The 24,180-nt window shown below is 65.1% G+C and carries 25 protein-coding genes; 16 read left to right on the forward strand and 9 right to left on the reverse strand.

The window, feature by feature from the left end; genetic code table 11:
- Window positions 1-89 precede the first annotated feature (89 nt).
- Window positions 90-335: a SlyX family protein gene (locus tag QWY79_RS07825; protein ID WP_290271571.1), complete on the reverse strand. Its 246-nt coding sequence runs from the start codon at window positions 333-335 to the stop codon at window positions 90-92.
- Window positions 336-579: 244 nt separating this feature from the next.
- Between QWY79_RS07825 and QWY79_RS07830 the strand changes: the two genes are divergently transcribed.
- On the forward strand, window positions 580-1,044 hold the full coding sequence (locus QWY79_RS07830) for a cold-shock protein (protein ID WP_281285711.1): 465 nt from the start codon (window positions 580-582) through the stop codon (window positions 1,042-1,044).
- A gap of 162 nt (window positions 1,045-1,206) precedes the next feature.
- Here the strand turns inward: QWY79_RS07830 and QWY79_RS07835 are convergent, their stop codons facing one another.
- The 8 genes from QWY79_RS07835 to map all read right to left on the reverse strand — a co-directional run bounded on the left by QWY79_RS07835 (window position 1,207) and on the right by map (window position 9,197).
- Window positions 1,207-1,401 carry a hypothetical protein gene (locus QWY79_RS07835; RefSeq protein WP_290271575.1) on the reverse strand — a complete coding sequence of 65 codons (195 nt, stop codon included), beginning with the start codon at window positions 1,399-1,401 and terminating at the stop codon, window positions 1,207-1,209.
- Window positions 1,380-1,766: a hypothetical protein gene (locus QWY79_RS07840; protein WP_290271578.1), complete on the reverse strand. Its 387-nt coding sequence runs from the start codon at window positions 1,764-1,766 to the stop codon at window positions 1,380-1,382. The genes QWY79_RS07835 and QWY79_RS07840 overlap by 22 nt, the downstream gene beginning before the upstream one ends.
- Window positions 1,767-1,779: 13 nt before the next feature.
- Entirely contained in the window at window positions 1,780-2,955 is a 1,176-nt protein-coding gene (gene dapE, locus QWY79_RS07845) for a succinyl-diaminopimelate desuccinylase (protein WP_290271580.1), read from the reverse strand.
- Between the two features lie 48 nt (window positions 2,956-3,003).
- Window positions 3,004-4,029 carry a 2,3,4,5-tetrahydropyridine-2,6-dicarboxylate N-succinyltransferase gene (gene dapD / locus QWY79_RS07850; protein WP_290271582.1) on the reverse strand — a complete coding sequence of 342 codons (1,026 nt, stop codon included), beginning with the start codon at window positions 4,027-4,029 and terminating at the stop codon, window positions 3,004-3,006.
- 37 nt (window positions 4,030-4,066) lie between these two features.
- Entirely contained in the window at window positions 4,067-4,405 is a 339-nt protein-coding gene (locus QWY79_RS07855) for a Spx/MgsR family RNA polymerase-binding regulatory protein (protein ID WP_141317050.1), read from the reverse strand.
- On the reverse strand, window positions 4,402-5,619 hold the full coding sequence (gene dapC, locus QWY79_RS07860) for a succinyldiaminopimelate transaminase (protein ID WP_290271586.1): 1,218 nt from the start codon (window positions 5,617-5,619) through the stop codon (window positions 4,402-4,404). Before dapC ends, QWY79_RS07855 begins: the two co-directional genes overlap by 4 nt.
- A gap of 93 nt (window positions 5,620-5,712) precedes the next feature.
- Window positions 5,713-8,394, reverse strand: coding sequence for a [protein-PII] uridylyltransferase (locus QWY79_RS07865; protein ID WP_290271587.1), 2,682 nt, complete (start codon window positions 8,392-8,394; stop codon window positions 5,713-5,715).
- 11 nt (window positions 8,395-8,405) lie between these two features.
- On the reverse strand, window positions 8,406-9,197 hold the full coding sequence (gene map / locus QWY79_RS07870) for a type I methionyl aminopeptidase (RefSeq protein ID WP_290271588.1): 792 nt from the start codon (window positions 9,195-9,197) through the stop codon (window positions 8,406-8,408).
- Between the two features lie 297 nt (window positions 9,198-9,494).
- On the opposite strand from map, the gene rpsB reads away from it, so the two are divergent.
- The 15 genes from rpsB (at window position 9,495) to rnhB (ending at window position 24,156) form a co-directional block, all read left to right on the forward strand.
- On the forward strand, window positions 9,495-10,238 hold the full coding sequence (gene rpsB, locus QWY79_RS07875; RefSeq protein WP_290271589.1) for a 30S ribosomal protein S2: 744 nt from the start codon (window positions 9,495-9,497) through the stop codon (window positions 10,236-10,238).
- A gap of 167 nt (window positions 10,239-10,405) precedes the next feature.
- The gene (tsf, locus tag QWY79_RS07880; RefSeq protein WP_290271590.1) at window positions 10,406-11,281 is read left to right on the forward strand and encodes a translation elongation factor Ts; all 876 of its coding nucleotides are present in this window, start codon (window positions 10,406-10,408) and stop codon (window positions 11,279-11,281) included.
- A 110-nt stretch (window positions 11,282-11,391) separates the two neighbouring features.
- Complete coding sequence (pyrH, locus tag QWY79_RS07885) at window positions 11,392-12,159, forward strand: UMP kinase (RefSeq protein WP_290271591.1); 768 nt, start codon at window positions 11,392-11,394, stop codon at window positions 12,157-12,159.
- 4 nt (window positions 12,160-12,163) lie between these two features.
- A complete protein-coding gene (gene frr, locus QWY79_RS07890) occupies window positions 12,164-12,721 on the forward strand; it encodes a ribosome recycling factor (protein ID WP_290271592.1) in 558 nt (185 codons plus the stop codon).
- Window positions 12,722-12,791: 70 nt separating this feature from the next.
- A complete protein-coding gene (gene uppS, locus QWY79_RS07895) occupies window positions 12,792-13,559 on the forward strand; it encodes a polyprenyl diphosphate synthase (protein WP_290271593.1) in 768 nt (255 codons plus the stop codon).
- On the forward strand, window positions 13,552-14,352 hold the full coding sequence (locus tag QWY79_RS07900) for a phosphatidate cytidylyltransferase (protein ID WP_290271594.1): 801 nt from the start codon (window positions 13,552-13,554) through the stop codon (window positions 14,350-14,352). The genes uppS and QWY79_RS07900 overlap by 8 nt, the downstream gene beginning before the upstream one ends.
- A gap of 2 nt (window positions 14,353-14,354) precedes the next feature.
- Window positions 14,355-15,596: a 1-deoxy-D-xylulose-5-phosphate reductoisomerase gene (ispC, locus tag QWY79_RS07905; protein WP_290271595.1), complete on the forward strand. Its 1,242-nt coding sequence runs from the start codon at window positions 14,355-14,357 to the stop codon at window positions 15,594-15,596.
- Window positions 15,597-15,627: 31 nt separating this feature from the next.
- Entirely contained in the window at window positions 15,628-16,986 is a 1,359-nt protein-coding gene (gene rseP, locus QWY79_RS07910; protein ID WP_290271596.1) for a sigma E protease regulator RseP, read from the forward strand.
- 88 nt (window positions 16,987-17,074) lie between these two features.
- Window positions 17,075-19,423 (forward strand): outer membrane protein assembly factor BamA, encoded by a 2,349-nt coding sequence (gene bamA / locus QWY79_RS07915; RefSeq protein ID WP_435389774.1) that lies wholly within the window; start codon window positions 17,075-17,077, stop codon window positions 19,421-19,423.
- Window positions 19,424-19,452: 29 nt separating this feature from the next.
- Window positions 19,453-19,944, forward strand: a complete 492-nt coding sequence (locus QWY79_RS07920; RefSeq protein WP_290271597.1) for an OmpH/Skp family outer membrane protein — start codon at window positions 19,453-19,455, stop codon at window positions 19,942-19,944.
- A 30-nt stretch (window positions 19,945-19,974) separates the two neighbouring features.
- Window positions 19,975-21,012, forward strand: a complete 1,038-nt coding sequence (gene lpxD / locus QWY79_RS07925) for a UDP-3-O-(3-hydroxymyristoyl)glucosamine N-acyltransferase (protein WP_290271598.1) — start codon at window positions 19,975-19,977, stop codon at window positions 21,010-21,012.
- Window positions 21,013-21,116: 104 nt separating this feature from the next.
- Entirely contained in the window at window positions 21,117-21,560 is a 444-nt protein-coding gene (gene fabZ, locus QWY79_RS07930) for a 3-hydroxyacyl-ACP dehydratase FabZ (protein WP_141317064.1), read from the forward strand.
- Window positions 21,557-22,324: an acyl-ACP--UDP-N-acetylglucosamine O-acyltransferase gene (gene lpxA / locus QWY79_RS07935; protein WP_141317065.1), complete on the forward strand. Its 768-nt coding sequence runs from the start codon at window positions 21,557-21,559 to the stop codon at window positions 22,322-22,324. The genes fabZ and lpxA overlap by 4 nt, the downstream gene beginning before the upstream one ends.
- A gap of 12 nt (window positions 22,325-22,336) precedes the next feature.
- The gene (gene lpxB, locus QWY79_RS07940; protein ID WP_290271599.1) at window positions 22,337-23,548 is read left to right on the forward strand and encodes a lipid-A-disaccharide synthase; all 1,212 of its coding nucleotides are present in this window, start codon (window positions 22,337-22,339) and stop codon (window positions 23,546-23,548) included.
- Window positions 23,545-24,156 (forward strand): ribonuclease HII, encoded by a 612-nt coding sequence (rnhB, locus tag QWY79_RS07945; RefSeq protein ID WP_290271600.1) that lies wholly within the window; start codon window positions 23,545-23,547, stop codon window positions 24,154-24,156. The genes lpxB and rnhB overlap by 4 nt, the downstream gene beginning before the upstream one ends.
- The last annotated feature ends 24 nt before the right edge of the window (window positions 24,157-24,180 follow it).

The raw sequence follows: 24,180 nt of genomic DNA on the forward strand, positions 1-24,180 counted from the left end.
GAGACAAGGTGTCTACTTTTTCGGGGTCACACCACTTCTTCCTTCTTCCTTCTTCCTTCTTCCTTCTTCCTTCTTCCTTCTTCCTTCTTTTAGTAATGCGGCGGCCGTTCGTCGTCGGGGCCGGGGGTGGCGTTGTCGCTTTCCTGCAGGGCGCGTTGCTGTTCGCGCAGTTTGCCCTGCATCAATTGATTCATGCGTTCCAGTTGCGCCAACCGTTTTTCCTGGGCGGCGATGGCCTGGTCCAGGCTGTCGAGCCAGTCTTCCTGGTAGGCGTAGCGGCTTTCCAGGGCGGTCAGGCGGGTCTCGATGGCGGAAGGCGTGTCATCGTCATGCATGATAGAATCTCCGTGCTGATGGCCATGCTGCTTGGGTGGCATCGGTCTCGGTGCGAGGGCGGCGATTCAGCCGTAATGTGCCTCGTGACCGCGTGTTGGAAACACTGCTTGAGAGCCCGTGCGTTGACACTGCCCTGGTGCCGGCCCGTGATGCCGGCTGCCGAGGCTTTGCGACGTCCGGCCGTTTATCAAGCCATTTCGTGTTCTTACCTTTCTCATTATCAGAAGAGAGCATCCAGAGTTTATGAATCGAAAGGTCGTTTTGCGTTGTAGTCTTATCAGTTTATTGCTGGCCGCACCTGCCCCCCTGCTGGTGGCCCTGTTCGTGCATATCGCCGGTGGAGCCGTATCGCAGGAGATCCTGGCGAGCCTCGAATTGAGCGGTGTCGGGGTCGTCTACCTGGCCGCGGCGCTGGCCGTGTTCGTGCTGTTGCTGCTCGCCACGCTCGCCGTCAATGCCCTGACGCCCCAACTGGTCAACCTGGCCGAGGTCGAGGATGATGACCGCGAGATCGGTGAGGTCAAGTGGTTCAACGTCAACAAGGGGTACGGTTTCATTACCCGCGACAGCGGCGAGGACGTGTTCGTCCATTTCCGCGCCATCCGCGGGCGTGGCCACCGCACCCTGGCCGAGGGCCAGAAGGTGAAGTATCAGGTCTCGCGCAATGAGCGCGGGCTGCAGGCCGATGACGTGACGGTTATTACCTGAAGACGGCTCGCCCGGCCACCCGGCCGGGCGAAGCCCGGAGCTGGAAGCTTGAAGCTGGAAGAACGGCGCTTCGCGCCTTGAAGAGGCAAGAACGCGGCTAGCGCCGCTTGAAGAAGGAAGAAAACCCTCCTGGGCTTCGCCCGGAGCTATAAGCCGTAAGCTTTAAGCGGGAAGAAAAACCTTGACCCCATGCCATTGGGGCTCATGCTGCCGTCCTTCTTCCTTCTTCCTTCTTCCTTCTTCCTTCTTCCTTCTTCCTTCTTCCTTCTTCCTTCTTCCTTCTTCCTTCTTCCTTCTTCCTTCTTCCTTCTTCCTTCTTCCTTCTTCCTTCTTCCTTACTGCCCCGAATCCGGCCATTCGATGGTCTTTTCCTGAGCGTCGGGCATGACCTGCAGGAACTGGTCCGGTTCGTCGCCGGGTTGCCAGCCGCCCAGCGAACATCTTACCTCGCAGCCGAGTTGCCTGGCGGCTTCGTGGGCGCAGTCGCTGTCCGTCGTCCAGGGAGTGTGGGCGCTGTCGAACCACAGACTGGCGAAGCCGTCGGCGGCCTTGGCGATCACCAGGATGTTGATGTCATGGCCGTCACGCTGAGCGGTGGCGCGCCAGCGGTTCTTGCCGGCGTTGGCCAGCGGCGGGGTGTCGAGGGCCTCCGCCAGCCAGGCATTGAGGCGCTCGAGGTCGAGGTGGGCGAGGTATATCTCGATATCGGGATACGCTTGCATGACAGTCTCCGACTCAGGCCTGCTGGGCATCGTGAGTGAACAGCCGCTCGAGCACGGCTTCGTAGATACGACTCAGGTCATCCAGGTCGGCGGCGCGGATGCGCTCGTCGACCTTGTGGATGGTGTCATTGCGCGGTCCCAGTTCGACAACCTGGCTGCCGAGACTGGCGATAAAGCGGCCGTCCGAGGTGCCGCCGGAGGTGGAGAGCGTGGGGCGACGCGACATGACGTCCTCGACGCTGGCCAGGGTGGCGTCCACCAGCTCGCCTTCGGCGGTCAGGAAGGGCTCACCGTTCAGCGTCCAGTCGACGTGAAAATCCAGCCCGTGTGCGGCGAGGATGGCCTCGGTGCGTTCACGCAGGGCCTGGTGGGTGACCTGCGTGGAGTAGCGGAAATTGAAGGTGGCCTGCACTTCACCGGGAATCACGTTGGTGGCCCCGGTGCCGGCGCGCAGGTTGGAGACCTGGAAGCTGGTCGCGGGGAAGAAGTCGTTGCCGGCGTCCCAGTGCTCGCGGACCAGGGCGTCGAGTGCCGGGGCGATCTGGTGAATGGGGTTGCGGGCCAGATGCGGGTAGGCCACATGCCCCTGAATGCCATGCACATGCAGCACGCCGCCCAGTGAGCCGCGACGGCCGTTCTTGATGGTGTCGCCGAGATGGTGCGTCGACGAGGGTTCGCCGACGATGCAGTAGTCGAGCCGCTCATGGGCTTCGCGCAGGTGCTCGACGACGGCGCGCGTGCCGTCCACGGCCGGCCCTTCCTCGTCGGAGGTGATCAGAAAGGCGATGCGCCCCGGGTGGTCGGGGTGCGCGGTGACGAAGCGCTCCACGGCGGTCAGCATGGCGGCCAGGCTGCCCTTCATGTCGGCCGCGCCGCGTCCGCAGAGCATGCCCTGGTCATCGATGCGGGGTTCGAAGGGCGGATACTCCCAGTGGGCCTCTGGGCCGCTGGGAACCACATCGGTATGGCCGGCGAAGGCCAGCACCGGGCCGTGATGGCCATGCACGGCCCAGAAGTTCTCGACATCGCCGAAGGGCAGCGGCTCGATATCGAAGCCGAGTCGCGACAGGCGCTCGATCATCAACGCCTGGCAGCCCTGGTCGTCGGGGGTGACCGAGGGGCGTTGCATGAGCTCCATGGCGAGCTCGAGGGTGGGGGACAGGCTGGGAGTAGTCTCGGATGAGGACATTCGGGCTTCCGGCGGGTCGTCCCGGGCGCCGCGGCGCCCGGACACGACTCAGTTGTGGGCGTGTAGGGCTTCGTTGAGGGCGATGGCGCTCTTGTTGGTCAGGCACTCGATGCGGCCGTTCAGCGAGTTGCGGCGCAGCAGCAGGTCGTCCTGGCCGGCCAGCTCGCGGGCTGCCACGCGACGCACTTCCTGGCCTTCGTCATCGAGCAGGGTGACCTTGGCGCCGGCCGTGATGTAGAGCCCGGCCTCCACGGTGCAGCGATCGCCCAGCGGGATGCCGATGCCGGCATTGGCGCCGATCAGGCAGCCTTCGCCGACCTTGATGATGATGTTGCCGCCGCCGGAGAGGGTGCCCATGGTCGAGCAGCCGCCGCCGAGGTCCGAGCCCTTGCCGATCACCACGCCGGCCGAGATGCGTCCTTCGATCATGCCGGGGCCTTCGGCACCGGCATTGAAGTTGACGAAGCCCTCATGCATCACGGTGCTGCCTTCGCCCAGGTAGGCGCCCAGGCGCACGCGGGCGGTGTCGCCGATGCGCACGCCGGCCGGCACCACGTAGTCGGTCATCTTGGGGAACTTGTCGACACAGTCCACCGACAGCTGGCGGCCTTCCAGGCGGGCCCTGAGGCGGCGCGACGGCAGCTCCTCGACATCGATGGCGCCCTCGTTGGTCCAGGCGATGTTGCGCAGCAGGCCGAACATGCCGGTCAGGTCGGTACCGTGCGGCTTGACCAGGCGATGCGACAGCAGGTGCAGCTTGAGGTAGACCTCGGGGGCGCTCTGGGGCGGGGCATCCTGGTCGATGAAGGTCGCGACCAGCGGGCGCTGGCTGGCCGACAGGGCATCGGCCAGTTCGGCCTGGGCTTCCTGGCCGGCGGACCGGAGGGCCTCGGCGAGTGCGCTGCAGTGTTCCGGCAGGAAGCTGACGGCAGCAGTGCCGGCAGGCGCGTCCAGTGCCCCGGCGGCTGCGTCGATCAGGCTATGATCGGGATTCAGCAGGGGGGCCGGGTAGTAGACTTCGAGCCAGTCACCCTGGGTGTTCTGGGTGCCGATGCCGAGTGCGAAGCTGAGCATGAGTGAATCCTCTTGAGTTCAGGGGGCGCGGGGCGCCTCATAAAGTGTCGTAGTCGCCGTCCTTGAAGCCGACGATGACGGTATCTCCGGTGTCCAGCAGCGGGCGCTTGACCAGGGTCGGGTGAGCCAGCATCAGCTCGCGAGCCTGGTTGGAGTCGAGGTCGGCCTTGTCGGCGTCATCCAGCTGGCGCCAGGTGGTGCTGCGCTTGTTGAGCAGTGTCATGACCGGCACATGCTCGAGGATGTGCTCGAGCAGGGCGGCGGACAGACCGTCCTTGCGCAGGTCATGGGTCTGGAAGGGGATGCCCTTGCTTTCCAGTTCCTTGCGGGCGCGACGGCAGGTATCGCAGTTGTGAATCAGCATCAGCGTCATCATGGTTTGGTCTCCCGGCTGACGGTGGCTTCGATGAGGCGACGCATGCGCTGCGCGGCTTCCCGGGTGGCCGCCAGGTCATCGACCAGTGCCAGCCGTACCCGGCCGGCGCCGGGGTTGTCGCCCCGGGAACCCGGGCGGCCCATGTAGCTGCCGGGCAGCACGCTGACGTTTTCGCGGCGATAGAGGTCGCGGGCGAAGGCTTCGTCATCGCCACTCGGCACGGCGGGCCACAGGTAGAAGCTGGCCTGTGGGACGGGGAAGTCCATCACCGGGGCCAGAATCTCGGTGACCGCGGCGAACTTGTCGCGATAGGCGTCGCGGTTGGCGCGGACATGGTCCTCGTCGCGCCAGGCGGCGATGGAGGCGTGCTGCAGCGGCAGCGACATGGCGCAGCCGTGATAGGTGCGATAGCGGCGGAAGGCGCCGATCAGCTCGGCGTCGCCCGCCACGAAGCCGGAACGCAGGCCCGGCAGGTTGGAGCGCTTGGACAGCGAATGAAAGACCAGGCAGCGCCGATAGTCATGCCGGCCCAGCCGCGCGCAGGCCTGCAACAACCCGGGCGGCGGCGTGTTCTCGTCCAGGTAGAGCTCCGAGTAGCATTCGTCGGCGGCCACGATGAAGTCGTTTTCGTCGGCCAGCCGGATCAGCCGCTCGAGATCTTCCAGGGGAGTGACGGCGCCGGTGGGGTTGCCCGGTGAGCAGACAAAGACGATCTGCACGTCGCGCCAGGCGTCGGCGGAAATCGCTTCCAGGTCGGGGCGGAAGTCGTTGTCGGCACGGCAATCCAGGGTCAGGGTGCTGCCGCCGGCCAGCAGGGTGGCGCCCTCGTAGATCTGATAGAAGGGGTTGGGGACCGCCACTCCGGCGGGGCGGGTGCGGTCCAGGGCGCACTGGACGAAGGCGAAGATGGCCTCGCGGGTGCCGTTGACCGGCAGCACCTGGCGCTCGACATCCAGGCCGTCAAGCGCGAAGCGGCGCACGGCCCAGTCGGCGATGGCCTGACGCAGTTCGGGCAGCCCGGCAATGGCCGGATAGCGCGCCATTTCCCGGGAGGTTTCGTTCAGTGCCTCCAGGGCGCCGGCATAGGGCGCATGGCGAGGCTCGCCGATGGTCAGCGGGATATGGGCCAGCGACTCGGGGGGCGTGAGGTCCGCCTTGAGGGCCGCGAGTCGCTCGAACGGATAGGGTTGGAGCGCGTCGAGATCAGGGTTCATGAGTGTCCAGTCCGGCCGGGGTCGGCGTCGTGTTGTTGTTGCAGGCAGGACGCCGATTATAGGGAAGGCCCGCAGGGGCCTCAAACGCGCCGCTCAGCCACTGACATCCAGGGTCTCGATGAGTCGCTCACGGAGACGTCGCAGGCGTTCGGCGTCCCTGATCGGGTGACCGGCCTTGTCGGTGATGAAGAAGACGTCCTCGACCCGCTCGCCCAGGGTGGCGATCTTGGCGGCCGACAGGGCAATGTCCTGCTCCATGAAGATGCGGCCGACCCGGGCCAGCAGGCCGGGGCGGTCCGGTGCCGTGAGCTCGAGCAGGGTGCGGTCATTGGCCGGGTCCTGGCGGATCTCGACCTCGGTGGCGACCCGGAAGTGCTTGAGCTGCCGAGGGGTGTGACGTGAGACGATCTGCGGGTAGTCGTCGGGGTCGTCAAGCTCCTCGACCAGGTGGCGGCGGATTTCCTCGAGTCGTCCGCTATCGCGGATGGCGTCGCCATGGTCATCGAGGACGATGAAGGTGTTGAGCGTCCAGTTGTTGCTGGAGGTGGCGATGCGCGCGTCGTGGATCGACAGGCCGAGCTGCTCCATGGCCGCGGAAGTGGCGGCGAACAGGTCATCCACCGAACGGGTATGAATGAAGACCTTGGTGCCGCCCTCGGCCATGTCGGCCGTCGGCGCACTGAGCAGGATGAGTGGCAGCTCACTGCCGTCATGCCCGAGGATGCCCTGGGTCTGCCAGGCGATCTCGCTGGGCGCGTACTGCAGGAAGTAATCCTCGCCGAGCGATGCCCAGAGGCGGTCGACGCGCTTCATGTCGGTGCCCACCGTGGCCAGCAGGGAGTGGGCCTCGTCGCGGGTCTCGCGAATCGAGTCGTTGCGCTCCAAGGGGTTTTCCAGCCCGCGGCGCAGGGCGCGTCGGGTCTCGCCATGCAGCTGGCGCAGCAGGGTGGCCCGCCAGCCGTTCCACAGCGTCGGGTTGGTGGCGTTGATATCGGCCACGGTCAGCACATAGAGGTAGTCGAGGCGTGTCTCGTCGCCGACTTCCCGGGCGAACTCGCTGATCACCTCGGGATCGGCGATGTCCCGTTTCTGCGCCACCATGGACATCAGCAGGTGGTGTTCGACCAGCCAGCTGACCAGGCGGGTATCGCGTTCGGGCAGGTCATGCTCGCGGGCGAAGGCCTCGACGTCGGCGGCGCCGATCAGTGAATGGTCGCCGCCGCGTCCCTTGCCGATGTCGTGGAAGAGCCCGGCGATCCACAGCAGGTCGAGGCGCGGCAGCTGTCTGACGAGCTCGACCGCCACCGGGAAGCTCTCGCGGGCGCTGGCCTTGCGGAAGCCGTGGATGCACTTGAGAAGCCGCAGGGTGTGGGCATCGACGGTATAGATATGGAAGAGGTCGTGCTGCATCAGCCCGACCGCCTTGCCGAACACCGGCAGGTACTTGCCGAGTACGCCATAGCGGTTCATGCGCCGCAGCTGGCGGGCCACATTGCCGCCCGAGCGCAGCAGTGCCATGAACAGGCGCTGATGATGCGGGTCGGCGCGGTAGCGATCATCGATCAGGTGGCGATGGTCGCGGATCAGGCGGATGGTGTCGGCGCGTACGCCCTCGATCTCGGGGTGTTCGGCCATCAGCAGGAAGAGTTCGAGCAGCGCCGAGGGGTGTTCCTGAAAGAGGCTGCGCGAGCGTGCCTGGATGTAGTCGCCCTTGATCTCGAAGCGTTCGTTGAGCGGCCGGGTGGCGACGGCGGTGCCGCGGTGCAGGATGGCTTCGTCGAAGTGCTGCAGCAGCATGTCGTTGAGGCCGCCCAGGGCCGTGACGTGTCGGTAGTAGCGCTTCATGAACTGTTCGACGGCCAGGCGTTCGGGGGTGTCGTGATAGCCGAACATGGTGGCGATGGTCCGCTGGTGGTCGAACAGCAGGCGGTCCTCGGCGCGCCCGGTGAGCATGTGCAGGGCATAGCGCACCTGCCACAGAAAGGCCTGGCCCTGGCTGAGGATGTGCAGCTCGGCGTCGTTCATGAAGCCGTGGGCAACCAGGTCCTCGTAGCGCTGGGTGGCGAAGTGACGCTTGGCGACCCAGCCGATCATCTGGATATCGCGCAGCCCGCCCGGGGAGCTCTTGATGTTGGGCTCCAGGTGGTACTCGCTGTTGTTGAAACGGTAGTGACGGCTGATCTGCTCTTGCCGCTTGGCCTCGAAGAAGTGGTCGGCAGGCCACAGCTGCTGCGGTGACAGGCGCGCCTGCATGGCCTCGCGCAGGCGCTCGGGGCCGGCCAGGGTGCGCGACTCGATCAGGTTGGTGATCACCGTGACATCGGCCGCCGCCTCGTGCGAGCAGTCGTTGAGCGAACGCACGCTGTGGCCGATCTCCAGGCCGATGTCCCAGAGGAAGGTGATGAAGGCCGACAGGGCCTCGCGGTAGGCCGAGTCATCGTCCTGCTCGAGTAACAGCAGCAGGTCGATGTCCGAGTGGGGATGCAGCTCGCCGCGCCCGTAGCCGCCGACGGCGAGCAGGGCAATGCCGTCGTCGGGCCAGTCATGCTGCTCCCAGGCGATGGCCAGCAGGCGGTCGAGGCAGCGCGCCCGGCCGTGCACCAGGTCACGGATATCGGCGCCGGCGCGGAAGCGTTCGTCGAGCCGTGTCTGGATCTCGCCCAGCGCGGCCTTGAACGGCGCGATGGGCGAGCGACTGCCGCTGAGTTCGGCATGAAACTTGTCGATGTCGAACAGCGTCTCGTCGGGCTCGAAACGGTAATGATGGAGCAGCATGATGAGCCGGCTCAGCGTTCGAGGAAGGAGAGGTCTTCGTCGCTGCGAGCCGTCAGTACCTCCACGCCCGTTGCGGTCACCAGCAGGGTGTGCTCCCACTGGGCGGTCAGTCCCTTGTCCTTGGTCACGGCGGTCCAGCCATCGCGCAGCACCCGGGTGCGATGGTCGCCGATATTGATCATCGGTTCGATGGTGAAGCACATGCCTTCCGCCAGGCTGATGTCGGCCTCGGGCGAGTAGCCATCGTAGTGCAGGATCTGCGGCTCCTCATGGAAGCCGGCGCCGATGCCGTGGCCGCAGAAGTCGCGCACCACGGTATAGCCGTTGGCCTCGGCGTGTTGCTGAATGGGGCGAGCCAGGTCGGAAAGCCGGGCGCCCGGGCGCACCGCCTGGATGCTCTGGTACAGGCATTCCTGGGTGACGCGGCACAGGCGCTCGCCCTGGATGGTCTGACCGACGATGAACATCATGCTGGAGTCACCATGATAGCCATCCGCGGTCTTGACCGTGATGTCGATGTTCATGATGTCGCCGTTCTTGAGCTTCTTGGCGTTGTCCGGGATGCCGTGGCAGACCACATGATTGATCGAGGTGCAGATCGACTTGGGGAAGCCGTGGTAATTCAGCGGGGCAGGGGTGGAGCCCAGTTCCTTGACGATATGATCGTAGCAGCGCTGATCCAGCTCGCCGGTGCTGACGCCGGCCTTGACGTGGGGGGTGATCATTTCCAGCACGCTGGCGGCCTGGCGGCCGGCTTCGCGCATCTTTTCGATTTCGTCGGGTGTCTTGATGGGGACGTTCATGGCAGCTCGAATTCAGGGGTGGCGTGGCCGCCGACGAGGCACCATCCTGAAGCGGAGGCGTCGGGCGACTTCATCTCGGAGTCAATCCATGGTATAAAGCTGCGCGCTTTCCTGCAATCGCCGATCCCGTTCGTCCCCAAGGTGTCGAACAATTCCGTCGGTGGGCAAGCGTAAATTCATGCTCAACGCCTTGAAAACACACACGTACCGGCACATGGTCCCGGGTGCTGTCGGCGCGACCGACGGTCGGATCCATGGGGTGCGTGGAGGCCTAACCCGATTTTTCAGGAGTCATCCATGGCACACGTCAATATGCGTGACCTGCTGAAGGCAGGCGCTCACTTCGGTCACCAGACCCGTTACTGGAACCCGAAGATGGGCAAGTACATCTTCGGCGCACGTAACAAGATTCACATCATCAACCTCGAACATACGCTTCCGGCCCTGAACGAGGCGATCGATGTGGTCGAGAAGATGGCGGCCGCGAACAACAAGATTCTGTTCGTGGGCACCAAGCGCAGCGCCAGCAAGATCGTCAAGGAAGAAGCCAACCGCGTCGGCCAGTCGTTCGTCAACCATCGCTGGTTGGGCGGCATGCTGACCAACTTCAAGACGATTCGTCAGTCGATCAAGCGCCTGCGCGAACTCGAGACCATGCACGAGGACGGCACTTTCGAGAAGCTGACCAAGAAGGAAGTGCTGATGGCGACTCGCGAGCAGGACAAGCTCGAGCGCTCCATCGGTGGTATCAAGGACATGGGCGGTCTGCCCGATGCGCTGTTCGTCGTCGATGTCGACCACGAGCGGATCGCCATCAACGAGGCGAACAAGCTGGGCATTCCGGTCATCGGCGTGGTGGATACCAACTCCGATCCGGACGGCGTCGACTACGTGATCCCGGGCAACGATGACTCCATCCGCGCCATTCAGATCTACGTCCAGGCCATCGCCAGTGCCTGCGCCCGTGCGAAGGAAGGTCGTCCCGACGAGTTCGTCGAGGTCACCGAGGAAAGCGCTGGCGACGCCGCCGCTGCCGAGTGAGCGTGACCCCGGCAGGGTCGTGAATATCGCGCCGCTTGTCGGCGATCCGTCACCGTGACGGCGCAAGGGGGCTGCGGCCCCCTTGCTTGCGCCCCGGGACGTGAACGGGAGTCGCCGGGCCCGCCCGGCCCCCATCTTCCAGGTCGAACCATTCAGAGGACACTACCATGGCAGCTATCAGCGCCTCTCAGGTCAAGGAACTGCGCGAGCGTACAGGGCTCGGCATGATGGAGTGCAAGAAGGCACTCACGGAAGCCGGTGGCGACATCGAAACCGCCATCGAAAACCTGCGCAAGAACTCCGGTCTCAAGGCCGCCAAGAAGGCCGGCCGCACCGCCGCCGAAGGCGCCATCATCACCCGCGTGGCGGAAGACGGCAGCTACGGCGTGATGGTCGAGATCAACTCCGAAACCGACTTCGTGGCACGTGACGACAACTTCGTCGCCTTTGCCGACAAGGTCGCCGATGCCTTCTTCACCGCCAAGAGCGAAGACGTGGCGGCCATCACGGAAGGCGATCTCGAAGGCGATCGCCAACTGCTGGTGCAGAAGATCGGCGAGAACATCAGCGTGCGTCGTTGCGTGGTCGTCGAGGCCGCCAACCAGGGCGGCAGCCTGGTCGGCGCCTATGTGCACAGCAGCCGCATCGGCGTGCTGACGGTGCTCAACGGTGGTACCGCCGAAGCCGCCCGCGACGTGGCCATGCATGCCGCCGCGCTCAACCCGGCCGTGGCACTGCCCGAGAACATGCCGCAGGACAAGCTGGATGCGGAAAAGGCGATCATCATGGCGCAGCCGGACATGGCCGGCAAGCCCGAGCAGATCGCCGAGAAGATGGTCCAGGGCCGCCTCAAGAAGTATCTGGCCGAGAACAGCCTGGTCGAACAGGCCTTCGTCAAGGACCCGAACCAGACCGTGGCGGAATACGTCAAGGCGGCTGGTGGTGAGGTCCTCGGCTTTACCCGCTTCGAGGTCGGCGAGGGCATCGAGAAGGAAGAAGTCGATTTTGCCCAGGAAGTGATGGAACAGGCCAAGCGCAGCTGAGGTCTGAGGTTCCAGCATGACGTTGGCGTGCGCACTGACGCACGCCTTCGCGTATCCGGTCGGTTGATCCGGCCACCACGTCCATTCGACGAGTTCCGGGAGATCCACGCATGAGCAGTGCCGAGCAAACCTCTGCCACCAAGACCGACAAGTCCCGCGCCGCTGTCTCCAAGTACAAGCGTATCCTGCTCAAGTTGTCCGGTGAGGCCCTGACCGGCGATGCCGATTTCGGTATCGATCCGCAGGTGCTGGATCGCATGGCGCTGGAGATCGGCCAGCTGGTCGGCATCGGCGTGCAGGTCGGTATCGTGGTCGGTGGTGGCAATCTGTTCCGCGGCTCCGCTCTTCACGAGGCCGGCATGGAGCGCGTGACCGGCGATCACATGGGCATGCTGGCCACGGTCATGAATGCCCTGGCCATGCGCGATGCCCTGGAACGTTCCAATATCCGCTCACGCGTGATGTCGGCGATTCCCATGAGCGGGGTGGTCGAACACTATGACCGTCGCACGGCGATCCGCTACCTGACCTCCGGCGACGTGGTGCTCTTCTCGGCGGGAACCGGCAATCCCTTCTTCACCACCGACTCCGCGGCCTGCCTGCGTGGCATCGAGATCGATGCCGATGTGGTGGTCAAGGCCACCAAGGTGGATGGGGTCTACGACAAGGACCCGGTAAATGACCCGGATGCCGTCAAGTACGAGCAGTTGAGCTACGATGATGCGCTGGATCAGAAGCTCGGCGTCATGGATTTGACCGCTATCTGCCTGGTGCGGGACCATGACATGCCGGTTCGCGTGTTCAACATGAACAAGCCCGGTGCGCTGCTGAATCTGGTGGTAGGCGGTCGGGAAGGCACGCTGATTGACAGAGGGTGAAATCGTGATTGACGACATCAAGAAAGATGCGGAAACCCGCATGCAGAAGAGCTTCGAGTCTCTTCAGAACAACTTCAAGAAGATCCGCACCGGCCGAGCTCACCCGAGTATCCTGGATGCGGTGATGGTGGAGTACTATGGTGCTCAGATGCCCATCAACCAGGTGGCCTCGGTGAATGTCGAGGACGCCCGGACCCTGACAGTGGTGCCCTGGGAACAGAGCATGGTGCCCAAGGTGGAAAAGGCCATCATGACCGCGGAACTGGGCCTCAACCCCGCCAGCGCCGGCAACGTGATTCGCGTGCCGATGCCGATGCTGACCGAGGAAACGCGCAAGGGCTACATCAAGCAGGCGCGCCAGGAAGCCGAGAATACCCGCGTCGCCGTGCGCAATGTGCGTCGTGATGCCAATCACGAGATCAAGGCGCTGCTCAAGAGCAAGGACATCACCGAAGACGATGAGCGTCAGGGCGAGGACGACATCCAGAAGCTGACCGACAAGATCGTCAGCGAGATCGACAAGGCGCTGGAAAGCAAGGAACACGACCTGATGCAGGTCTGAGAATCCGGCGGCGTTCAGGATGGCGCCGTCGACTCGCCCAGCCCGTGTTCCATTCGCCATGCGAGACACCATGACGTCACCGCAGTCCCTCCAGTCCCCGCAACCCGGGGATGCCTCCATTCCTCGCCATGTCGCCATCATCATGGACGGCAACAACCGCTGGGCCAAATCGCACGGGATGTCCGGCGTGCGTGGTCATCATGCGGGGGTCGAAGCGGTGCGCGCGGTCATCCGGCGCGCCGCCGAGCGGGGTGTCGGTACCCTGACGCTGTTTGCCTTCTCCAGCGAAAACTGGCGCCGGCCGGCGGCCGAGGTCCAGGCGTTGATGGAACTCTTCCTGATGGCATTGAAGCGTGAGGTCAGGAAGCTTCACGACAATGACATCAAGCTGTCGGTGATCGGTGCCCGGGAGGGGTTCTCGTCGACCATCCAGAAGCACATTGCCTCGGCGGAGGCGCTGACCGCGGACAATAGTGGGCTTCATCTGGTAGTGGCGGCCAATTACGGTGGGCGCTGGGATATCACGCGTGCGGCCCGGTGCCTCGCTCAGCGCGTGGCGGTCGGCGAGCTCGCAGCGGAAAATGTCGATGAGCAGGCCATGGAGGACGAGCTCTGCCTGGGTCATGAACCCCCGGTGGACCTGTGCATTCGCACCAGCGGCGAACGCCGCATCTCCAACTTCCTGCTCTGGCAGATGGCCTACGCGGAACTCTATTTCACCCCGGTATTGTGGCCGGATTTCGGTGCCGAGGCGTTCGATGACGCCCTGGCGGATTTCGCCGGTCGGCAGCGCCGGTTCGGCATGACCGACGAGCAGGCCGAGGCGCAAGGTGCTTAAACAACGTGTCATCACCGCCGCCTGGCTGGCGCCCTTGACCCTGGCCGGGCTGTTCGGCCTGCAGGGTACGGCCTTTGCCGTGTTCACGGCTCTGGTGGTGCTGCTGGCGGGCTGGGAGTGGAGCCGCCTGGCCGGTTTGGACAGCACCCGGCAGCGAGGCGGCTGCGTGCTCGGCCTCGGCGTGGTCCTGCTGGTGCTGGGATGGCTGGATGCCGACCGGGCCACCTGGTTGCTGCTGTTCGGCGGTCTCGGCTGGCTGGCCAATCTCTACTGGGTCACCGCTTATCCCGAGCGGGTCGCGCAATGGCGGCCGCTCTGGGTGCGCCTCGCCATGGGGGCCTGGGTGCTGGTGCCGACCTGGGTCGGCTTCAACGTGCTGCGCGAGGCCGGCGCGGCCTGGCTGCTCTTCGTGCTGTTGCTGGTCTGGGGCGCGGATATCGGTGCCTATTTCGTGGGGCGGGCCTTCGGGCGCCGCAAGCTTGCGCCGAGTGTCAGTCCGGGCAAGTCCTGGGAAGGCGTGGCAGGTGGTGTGCTGGTCAGCTCGCTGCTGGCTGTCGCCTTTGCCATCTGGCAGTCGTTGAGCCTCGGCGCCGCCTTCGGCCTGCTGGCGGTGACCGTCATCGTCACCCTGGCGTCCGTGCTGGGCGACCTGTTGGAAAGCATGCTCAAGCGCTTCCGGGGCCTCAAGGATTCCAGTCAGTTGCTGCCGGGACATGGTGGCATTCTCGATCGCATCGACAGCCTGACGGCCGCCGTGCCGTTGTTTGCCCTGCTGTACCCAGGGGGGTGGTAAGCATGGAGGCCCAGGCCGCGTCCGCCACTACCCGGCTCGAGACGGCCGCCCCGGCCGGAGGCGATGCGCCGGTGGCCGTCACGGTGCTCGGCGCTACCGGCTCGATCGGTACCAGTACCCTGGATGTGATCGCCCGCCACCCCGAGCGCTATCGCGTGCATGCCCTGTCGGCGCACCGCTCGCGCGAGGGGCTGCTGGCCCAATGTCGCGAGCATCGGCCGCGCCTGGCGGTACTCGAGCTCGAGGAAGATGCGCGCTGGCTGCGTGCCCGCCTGGCCGAGGCCGGGCTGGATACCGAGGTGCGCACGGGGCGCGAGGCCCTGGTCGAGATCGCCGAGGCGCCGGAGGTCGATGTGGTCATGGCGGCCATCGTGGGCGCCGCCGGGCTGCTTCCGACCCTGGCCGCCGTGGAGGCCGGCAAGCGCGTGCTGCTGGCCAACAAGGAAGCCCTGGTGATGTCCGGCGGGCTCTTCATGGAGGCCGTGACCCGCTCCGGGGCGACCCTGCTGCCCATCGATTCTGAACATAATGCCATCTTCCAGTGTCTACCCAGCGAGCATCGTGGTGGCCTGGAGCAGCATGGCGTGACCCAGCTGCTGCTGACCGCCTCGGGCGGCCCCTTCCGGGGCTGGAGTGCCGAGCGGCTGGCGGCGGTGACCCCCGAGCAGGCCTGCGCCCATCCCAACTGGTCGATGGGGCGCAAGATTTCGGTGGACAGTGCCACCCTGATGAACAAGGGGCTCGAGTTGATCGAGGCCTGCTGGTTGTTCGATGCGCGGCCCGACCAAATTCAGGTGGTCGTGCACCCCCAGAGCGTGATCCACTCCATGGCGGCCTACAATGATGGCTCGGTGATCGCGCAGCTCGGCAATCCCGACATGCGCACGCCGATCGCCCATGGCCTGGCCTGGCCCGAGCGGATCGCCTCGGGGGTCGAAGCGCTGGATCTGTTCGCGGTGGCGCGGTTCGACTTCGAGCCGCCGGATGATACGGCCTTCCCCTGTCTGCGGCTGGCCCGCGAGGCCATCGCCAGCGGGGGAACGGCACCGGCGGTGCTCAATGCCGCCAACGAAGTCGCCGTCGAGGCGTTTCTCGATGGCCGACTGAGCTTCAACGGCATCGGCGAGCTGGTCGAGCGTGTCCTCACCAGCTGCCCGGTCGAGACGGCGGCCGAGCTCGAGGGCATTCTGGCCGCCGATGAACGAGCGCGACGCGACGCCAGGCAATGGCTTGGTGAGTCTTGAACAGGTCGAATCATTCACTCAGGAGGCTGCCATGGGATTGATCCAGAATGTGCTGGCGGTGATCGTGGTCCTGGGCCTGTTGATCACCTTCCATGAGTTCGGCCATTTCTGGGTCGCGCGCCGCTGTGGCGTCAAGGTGCTGCGCTTCTCGGTCGGCTTCGGCAAGCCTCTCTGGTCGCGTCTCGATCGCCATGGAACCGAGTTTGCCGTGGCGGCGATTCCGCTGGGTGGCTACGTCAAGATGCTCGACGAGCGGGAAGGGCCGGTGCCGGCCGACGAGCAGCATCTGGCCTTCAATCACAAGACGGTCTGGCAGCGTATTGCCATCGTGGCCGCCGGACCGGTGGCCAACTTCCTGCTGGCGCTGGTCGCCTACTGGGCGCTCTTCGTGGCCGGCACCACGGCCGTGGCTCCCGTGGTCGGCGAGGTGACGCCCGACTCGCCCGCCGCCCAGGGCGGCTTGCGCAGCGGCCAGGAAATCACCGCCATCGAAGGCAAGACGGTGCGTTCCTGGGAAGACGTCAACCTGGAGCTGGTGTCGCGCATCGGGGCCGATGGGGGGCTCGAAGTGTCGGCCCGTGATGACGGCAGCAGTGTGGCCCGGGAATACCGGCTGCCGGTGACCGATTTCATGGTCCGCCAGGATCCGCCGCGCCCCCTGCAGACGCTGGGGGTCAGTCCGTGGCGGCCGTCGGTGCCGCCGGTGATCGACCGTCTCGCCGAGGGTGAGCCCGCGGCGGCTGCCGGGCTGCAGAATGGTGACCGGGTGCTGACAGTGGACGGGCAGGCCGTCGATTCGTGGAATGTCTTCGTCGAGCGGGTGCAGGCACGTCCCGGGGAGACCCTGGAGCTCGAGGTCGAGCGCAATGGCGAGACCCGGAGCCTCGCCGTCACGCCGCGAGCCCGCGAGCAGGCCGATGGCAGCAGCGTCGGCTTCATCGGCGCCGGAGTGGCGTCGGTGTCCTGGCCCGAGGAGTATCTGCGCGAGATTCGTTATGGCCCGCTGGCGGCTCTGGGGCAGGCGGCCCAGCGCACCGGCGACATGACCCTGCTGACCCTGGATGCGATTCGCAAGATGCTGGTGGGCTTGATTTCGCCCTCGAATCTGTCCGGCCCGATCACCATTGCACAGATTGCCGGTGACTCAGCGCGTTCCGGGCTGGAAAGCTTCGTCAGCTTCCTGGCCTACCTGTCGATCAGCCTGGGGGTGCTCAATCTTTTGCCCATCCCGGTACTCGATGGTGGGCATCTTCTCTATTACGTCGTCGAAGTGGTGCGGGGACGGCCGGTATCCGAGCGTGCTCAGGCTTTTGGCCTGCGCATCGGTCTGGCTGTGGTCGGAACCCTGATGTTGATGGCGCTGTATTTCGACCTGATGCGGCTCTGGTAAAACCGCGCTGCGGCTTGTCAGTTGCCCGTACAAATGTATAAGGTGCCTGTCTGGACAGGTAGGCAGATCAACGCGAGCGAATGACTGCATGAAGATCAAGACCATCGGAATGGCGGCGCTGCTGCTTGCCGGTGCCAATACGGCACAGGCTGAATCCTTCAATGTTTCCGACATCCGGGTGGAAGGCCTGCAGCGGGTCTCGGCCGCCTCGGTGTTCAATGCTTTTCCTGTCAGTGCTCAGGAACAGGTGGATGATCGAGAACTGGCGGAGGCAGCGCGCGAGCTGTTTGCCACCGGGCTGTTCGACGACATCCAGCTGGCCCGCGAGGGCGACGTTCTGATCATCCAGGTGGAAGAGCGCCCGACCATCACTCGTCTCAATATCGAGGGCAACGAGCAGATCAAGGACCAGGATCTGCGCAATGGCCTCAGCCAGGCCGGCCTGGTCGAGGGGCAGGTGCTGCAGCTTTCCACTCTGGAAGAGATCCAGCGCGAGCTCTCCGGCCTGTATCAGTCCCAGGGGCGTTACAACGCCACCATCGATGCCGAGGTCGAACAGGTCGGCGCCGGTCAGGTCGCGGTCAACATCAATATCGATGAGGGCGAAGTCACCAAGATCCGCCAGATCAATATCGTCGGCAATGAAGCCTTCGATGACGAGACCCTGAAGGATGTCTTCGAGCTCGAGGATCGCCCCGGCTGGTTCTTCGGCTGGTTCACCAACGATTCCTACTCGCGCGAGGCGCTGTCCGGCGATCTGGAGCGGCTGCGCTCCTACTACATGGATCGCGGCTATGTGAATTTCGCCATCGACTCCACTCAGGTGTCGGTGGCGCCAGAGGAGTCGCGGATCTTCGTGACCATCAATGTCACCGAGGGCCAACGCTACAAGCTCGGCGACATCAGCTTCGACGGTGACCTGCGCATCTCCGAGGATGAGGCTCGCGGTTTGCTCGAGACGCAGAGTGGCGAGGTCTTCTCGCGCAGTGACGTCATTGCCTCTTCCGAGGCCATCCGCTCGCGCCTGGGGGCCGAGGGCTTCGCCTTCGCCGAGGTCAACGGCATTCCGCAGACCGGCCGCGATGGCGAAACGGTGGATCTGACCTTCCAGGTCGAGCCGGGCCGTCGCGCCTATGTGCGTCGCATCGAGTTCGTCGGTAACACCACGACCCAGGACGAGGTCCTGCGCCGCGAGATGACCCAGATGGAAGGGGCGCCGGCCTCCACCGAGTCGATCAGTCAGTCGCGCCAGCGCCTCGAGCGCCTGGGCTTCTTCAAGCAGGTCGAGGTGCAGACCGAGCCGGTGTCCGGTGTCAGTGACCAGCTCGACGTGACCTATACCGTCGAGGAGCAGCCTTCCGGCTCGATTTCCGCCAGTCTCGGCTTCTCGCAGAGTGCCGGCGTGATCTATGGCGCCTCGCTGTCGCAGAACAACTTCCTGGGCACCGGCAATCGCGTCAATATCGGCGCCCAGAAGAGCGATACCTACACCGATGTCAACTTCGGTTTCACCGATCCATACTGGACCCTGGACGGCATCTCGCGGGGTTACAACCTGTACTATCGCGAGACCGACTATGAAGATTCGGACATCTCGACCTACTCGACGGACGCGCTGGGTGCCGGCATCAACTTCGGCTATCCGATCAACGAGCTGACGCGACTCAACTTCGGCGCCACCGCCGAGGACCTCACGGTCAAGACGTATCGCGACACGCCTTCCGAGATCGAGCGCTATGTGCGCGATCAGGGCGATCATGCCCAGACCCTGCAGCTGACCTCCAGCTGGACGCGCAACGAGCTCAACCGGGGCATCATGCCCACGGCAGGCAATTATCAGCGCCTGTCGCTCGAGGCCTCGGCGCCCGGCAGCGACGCGGAGTACTACAAGGCCCGGGCCCAGGCCCGCCACTTCTTCCCGCTCAATGAGGAAGAGACCTGGTCGCTCAAGTTCCGCGGCGAGGTGGGGTATGCCGATACCCTGGGCGGCGATGACCCCTATCCGTTCTACGAGAACTTCCTCTCGGGTGGTCTGGGCTCGGTGCGCGGTTTCACCACCAACACCCTGGGAACGCCCACGACGCCGCGCGAATTCGGGGAAGACCGCACGCTCGGCGGCAACGTCCTGGTCGAGGGCTCGGCGGAAGTGATCTTTCCCATGCCCTTTGTCGAGGACAAGCGTTCGGTGCAGCCCTCGGTGTTCATCGATGCGGGCAATACCTTCCTGACCGAGTGCTATCCGGTACTCGAGCAGGACCAAGAGCGCGCGCGGTGCAGCTCCGGGGTCGACCTGGGCGATCTGCGCTACAGCGCCGGCGTCGGCCTGTCGTGGCTGACACCGGTCGGCCCCCTGACCTTCAGCGTGGCGCGGCCGATCAATGACAAGAGTAACGACGACACCCAGTTCTTCCAATTCTCGCTGGGTCAGAGCTTCTGACCCCGTCACATGACAAAGGAGTTGTCTTGATGCGCAAGTGGACGATGGCCCTGATGCTGGGCTTGATGGGGGCGGTCAGCCTGCCCGCCCAGGCGGCCGATGTGGCGGTACTCGACTGGCAGAAGGCATTGCTGGACACCAGTGCCGCGCAGCGCTCCATGAACCAGTTCCGCAACAGCACCCATGCCAAGCAGCAGGAGGCGGAGTCCCTGGGCCAGTCCCTGCAGGCCATGCAGCAGCGTTTCCAGGAGGGCGGTCAGCCCACCCAGGCCGAGCAACAGGAGTTCCAGACCAAGCGGCAGCGTTTCGAGCAGCTGCGCCGTGACATCCTCGAGGCACGCCAGCAGGCGGAACAAGCGTTTCTGGAAGATGCCAAACCGAAACTGGACCAGGCCGTGCAGCAGGTGATCGAGCGTCACGATGTTCAGGTCCTGGTGGCACCACAGGGCGTGGTGCATGCTGAAGGTGATCTCCCCAACCTGACCGGTGAGGTGACCTCGATTCTCAATTCGCTCAATTGACCGAGCCCCGTCGACCAGTCCCGGAACTCCATGAATCAAGATGCCCACTCTCTGACACTCACCGAGATCGCCACGCGCCTTGGAGCCGAGCTCCGGGGCGATGGCGCGCAGCGAGTGAGTGGCCTGGCCACCCTGCGTGATGCCGGCCCCGAGCATATCACCTTCCTCGCCAACCGCGCCTACCTCAAGGACCTGGTTGATACCCGCGCCGCGGCGGTGCTTCTGCATCCCAGCCATGCCGCGAGTTGTCCCACGCCCTGCCTGACCCTGGAAAACCCCTACCTGGGGTATGCCGAGCTGTCGCGCCTCTTCGATCCGCTGGCCAACCGCGATCCGGCCGGTGTGCATCCGTCGGCCGTGGTCGCCGCTGATGTCCGGCTGGGGGCAGGCGTCAGCATCGGCCCGCAGGCGGTCATCGAGTCCGGCGTGACCCTGGGCGATGGCGTCGTCGTCGGCGCCGGCTGCGTGATTGGTGCCGATACCCGGGTCGGGGCCCACAGCCGGTTGCATGCCAATGTGACCCTCTATCACGGCATCATCATCGGTGACCGTGCCGTGCTGCACAGCGGTTGCGTGATCGGCGGGGATGGTTTCGGCTTTGCCCATGACGGCAGCGGCTGGCACAAGATCGCCCAACTGGGAGGGGTCGTGCTGGGCGATGATGTCGAGGTCGGCAGCTGCTCCAGCATCGACCGGGGAGCACTGGGCGACACTCTGATCGGCAATGACGTCAAGATCGACAGTCAGGTGCAGATCGCCCACAACGTACAGATCGGCGAACACAGCGCGCTGGCCGGCTGTGTCGGTATTGCCGGCTCGACGCGGGTCGGCAGGCACTGCATGCTGGGAGGCGGCGTCGGGCTTTCCGGACATCTGACGATCTGTGATGGGGTCCAGGTCACCGGCATGAGCCTGGTGACCAACTCGATTCTCGAACCGGGCATCTATTCCTCGGGGACGGGCGCCATGGACAACGCCCAGTGGCGACGCAATGCCGTGCGCTTCAAGCAGCTCGACGATATCGCGCGTCGTTTGAGTCGTCTCGAAAAAGCCGGGCGGGGTTCTTGAGGCCTTGCTGCGGGTCGGTATAATTCCGGCCCGCCCACCGCTGTCGGATCGGTGGATGTGCCCGTCGCGTGGGGCGGGCTTTTGTCATCTCAGAGGTTGCTACGATGGAAATGGACATCAACGACATTCGCGAATACCTGCCCCACCGGTATCCCTTCCTGCTGGTCGACAGGGTCATGGAGCTGACGGTCGGCGAATCCATCGTTGCCTACAAGAATGTGAGCGTCAACGAGCCGTTCTTCAATGGTCACTTCCCGCATCACCCCATCATGCCCGGCGTGCTGGTCATCGAAGCCCTGGCGCAGGCATGCGGTATCCTGGGTTTCAAGACCGTCAATAAACTTCCGGCGGATGGATATGTCTACTATCTGGTGGGCAGTGACAATGTCCGCTTCAAGCGTCCGGTGATGCCCGGCGATCAACTTCGCCTGGAAGCCGTGGTGATTCGCGGCAAGCGGGGCATCTGGAAGTTTGACTGCAAGGCCAGCGTGGACGGCGATGTGGCCTGCGAGGCCGAGATCATCTGTGCCGAGAGGAAAGTTGCTTGATTCATCCCAACGCCATTGTCGACCCCGGAGCTCGCCTGGCCGATGACGTCGAGGTCGGTCCCTTCTCGGTGATCGGCCCGGATGTCGAGATCGGCGCCGGCTCACGCATCGGTCCCCATGTGGTGGTCAAGGGGCCGACGGTTCTCGGCGAACGCACCCGAGTCTTTCAGTTCGCCTCGGTGGGCGAGGACTGCCAGGACAAGAAATACGCCGGTGAGCCGACACGCCTGGTCATGGGCGACGACAACGTCGTGCGCGAGGGGGTCACCCTGCATCGCGGTACCGCTCAGGATCGGGGCGAAACCACCATCGGCTCGCGCAATCTGTTCATGGCCTATGCCCATGTCGGCCACGACTGCGTGATCGGCGATGACTGCATCCTGGCCAACCAGGTGACCCTGGCGGGACACGTGACCCTGGGCGACTTCTCGATCCTCGGGGGGCTCTCGGCGGTGCATCAGTTCTGCCACTTCGGTGAGCATGCCATGGCCGGCGGCGGCTCGATCATCACCAAGGACACGCCGGCCTATGTCATGATCAACGGCAATCCCGCCCAGGTGCATGGCCTCAACCTGGTGGGCATGCGCCGCCGCGGTTTCAGCAACTCCTCGCTCAAGGCGCTGGGCGATGCCTACCGCCTGGTGTATCGCCAGGGGTTGACCGTCGAGCAGGCGCTGGCCACGATCCGCGAGCGCTATTCCCTGCCGGAGACCGAGACCTTCGCGGCCTCCATCGAGGTATCGTCCCGGGGCATCATTCGCTGAGCGAGGTATGCCATGGGCATCCAACGCATCTATGTGGTCGCCGGCGAACTCTCCGGCGACATTCTCGGTGCCGGATTGATCCGCGAGCTCAAGGCACGCCACCCCGGGGCGGAATTCCGCGGCATCGGTGGTCCGCGCATGATCGCCGAGGGCGTCGACAGCCGCTTTCCGCTGGAGACGCTGTCGGTCATGGGGCTGGTCGAGGTGCTCCAGCACCTGCCGCGCCTGATTCGCGTGCGGCGCGCCCTGCGCCGCGATGCCCTGGCCTGGCAGCCGGACATCATGATCGGCATCGATGCGCCGGACTTCAATCTGGGGCTCGAGCGTCAGCTGCGGGAGGCCGGTGTAACCACCGCCCACTATGTCAGCCCCTCCGTCTGGGCCTGGCGCCAGGGGCGGGTCAAGGGCATCGCCCGAGCCGTGGATGCCATGCTGACCTTTCTGCCCTTCGAGGCGGCCTTCTATGTCCACCACCGGGTGCCGGTGGCCTATGTCGGGCATCCGCTGGCGGATGAACTGCCGCTGGTCAATGATCGAGCGGCGGCACGCGAGACGCTGGGCCTGGCGGCGGAAGGCAAGCTGCTGGCGATTCTGCCCGGCTCCCGCGCCAGTGAAGTACGCTTTCTCGGGGCGACCTTCCTGGACGCGGCCGAGCGCCTGTGTGCCGAACGTGCCGACCTGACCCTGGTGATTCCCGCCGCGACCCCGCAGCGACGCGAGGAGCTGGAGGCCCTGCTGGCCGAGCGCGACAGCCTGCACGGGCGGGTGACCCTGGTCGACGGCTGTTCTCGCGAGGCCATGGTGGCCAGTGATCTGGTGCTGCTCACCTCGGGGACGGCGGCGCTGGAGGCCATGCTCTGTCATCGCGCCATGCTGGTGGCCTATCGCATGGCGCCGATGACCCACTTTCTGGCCCGATATCTGGTCAAGACCGAGTGGATCTCTCTGCCCAACCTGATTGCGCGTGACAGCCTGGTGCCGGAACTGATCCAGGACGCCGCGAATGCCGAGGCCATCGCCGGGACCCTGACCGGGCTGCTCGATGACGGCGAGGCGCGGGCGGCGCTGGAGGCGCGCTTCGCCGCCATGCACCAGGCCCTGTGTCGCGATGCCAGCCGACGCGCCAGTGATGCCGTCGAGGCGCTGGTCGAGGGACGGGCATTGCCCGCTTCGGTCTCTCCGGCGCGGCTCGACGCCCCCCATGGCGAGGGAGGGTCGTCATGAGCGAGCCTGCACTGCCGCCGCTGGAGATCGACTATCAGGGAGACCGGCTGGCCGGCGTCGATGAAGTCGGGCGAGGGCCGCTGGCCGGTTCCGTGGTGGCGGCGGCGGTCATCCTCGACCCGGCGTGCCCCATCGACGGCCTGACCGACTCCAAGCAGCTGACCGCCCGGCGGCGGGAGGCCCTGTCGGCCCGGGTCCGCGAGCAGGCGCTGGCATGGACGGTGGCCGAGGCCTCGGCCGAGGAAATCGACGGCCTGAACATCTACCATGCCACTCACCTGGCCATGCGCCGTGCCATCGATGCCCTGAGCCCGGCCGCCGAATATCTGCTGGTGGACGGTAATCGTCTGCCCGGGCATCATGTGCCGGGGCAGGCCGTGGTCAAGGGCGACGCCCGTCATCCGGCCATTGCCGCCGCCTCGATACTCGCCAAGGTGGCCCGCGATGCCGCCATGCTCGAGCTCGATGCCCGGCATCCCGACTATGGCTTCGCTCGCCACAAGGGCTATCCGACCCGCGAGCATCTGTCTGCCCTGGAGCGTTTCGGACCACTGCCCGAGCATCGGCGCTCCTTCGGACCGGTAAAACGCCAGCTGGCGCTATTCTAGGTCAGTTTACACCAGGCATGATGG

The organism is Halomonas sabkhae, assembly GCF_030409265.1.
Lineage (GTDB): Bacteria > Pseudomonadota > Gammaproteobacteria > Pseudomonadales > Halomonadaceae > Halomonas > Halomonas halmophila.

Coding starts and splice junctions, on each gene's coding strand:
- QWY79_RS07825 (WP_290271571.1), bottom strand. CDS start 335: ATGCATGACGATGACACGCCTTCCGCCATCGAGACCCGCCTGACCGCC.
- ispC (WP_290271595.1), top strand. CDS start 14,355: ATGGAGGCCCAGGCCGCGTCCGCCACTACCCGGCTCGAGACGGCCGCC.
- QWY79_RS07855 (WP_141317050.1), bottom strand. CDS start 4,405: ATGATGACGCTGATGCTGATTCACAACTGCGATACCTGCCGTCGCGCC.
- bamA (WP_435389774.1), top strand. CDS start 17,075: ATGAAGATCAAGACCATCGGAATGGCGGCGCTGCTGCTTGCCGGTGCC.
- dapC (WP_290271586.1), bottom strand. CDS start 5,619: ATGAACCCTGATCTCGACGCGCTCCAACCCTATCCGTTCGAGCGACTC.
- pyrH (WP_290271591.1), top strand. CDS start 11,392: ATGAGCAGTGCCGAGCAAACCTCTGCCACCAAGACCGACAAGTCCCGC.
- tsf (WP_290271590.1), top strand. CDS start 10,406: ATGGCAGCTATCAGCGCCTCTCAGGTCAAGGAACTGCGCGAGCGTACA.
- map (WP_290271588.1), bottom strand. CDS start 9,197: ATGAACGTCCCCATCAAGACACCCGACGAAATCGAAAAGATGCGCGAA.
- QWY79_RS07920 (WP_290271597.1), top strand. CDS start 19,453: ATGCGCAAGTGGACGATGGCCCTGATGCTGGGCTTGATGGGGGCGGTC.
- uppS (WP_290271593.1), top strand. CDS start 12,792: ATGACGTCACCGCAGTCCCTCCAGTCCCCGCAACCCGGGGATGCCTCC.
- QWY79_RS07835 (WP_290271575.1), bottom strand. CDS start 1,401: ATGGCCGGATTCGGGGCAGTAAGGAAGAAGGAAGAAGGAAGAAGGAAG.
- dapD (WP_290271582.1), bottom strand. CDS start 4,029: ATGCTCAGCTTCGCACTCGGCATCGGCACCCAGAACACCCAGGGTGAC.
- dapE (WP_290271580.1), bottom strand. CDS start 2,955: ATGTCCTCATCCGAGACTACTCCCAGCCTGTCCCCCACCCTCGAGCTC.
- fabZ (WP_141317064.1), top strand. CDS start 21,117: ATGGAAATGGACATCAACGACATTCGCGAATACCTGCCCCACCGGTAT.
- QWY79_RS07865 (WP_290271587.1), bottom strand. CDS start 8,394: ATGCTGCTCCATCATTACCGTTTCGAGCCCGACGAGACGCTGTTCGAC.
- lpxB (WP_290271599.1), top strand. CDS start 22,337: ATGGGCATCCAACGCATCTATGTGGTCGCCGGCGAACTCTCCGGCGAC.
- rnhB (WP_290271600.1), top strand. CDS start 23,545: ATGAGCGAGCCTGCACTGCCGCCGCTGGAGATCGACTATCAGGGAGAC.
- QWY79_RS07830 (WP_281285711.1), top strand. CDS start 580: ATGAATCGAAAGGTCGTTTTGCGTTGTAGTCTTATCAGTTTATTGCTG.
- rpsB (WP_290271589.1), top strand. CDS start 9,495: ATGGCACACGTCAATATGCGTGACCTGCTGAAGGCAGGCGCTCACTTC.
- lpxD (WP_290271598.1), top strand. CDS start 19,975: ATGAATCAAGATGCCCACTCTCTGACACTCACCGAGATCGCCACGCGC.
- rseP (WP_290271596.1), top strand. CDS start 15,628: ATGGGATTGATCCAGAATGTGCTGGCGGTGATCGTGGTCCTGGGCCTG.
- QWY79_RS07840 (WP_290271578.1), bottom strand. CDS start 1,766: ATGCAAGCGTATCCCGATATCGAGATATACCTCGCCCACCTCGACCTC.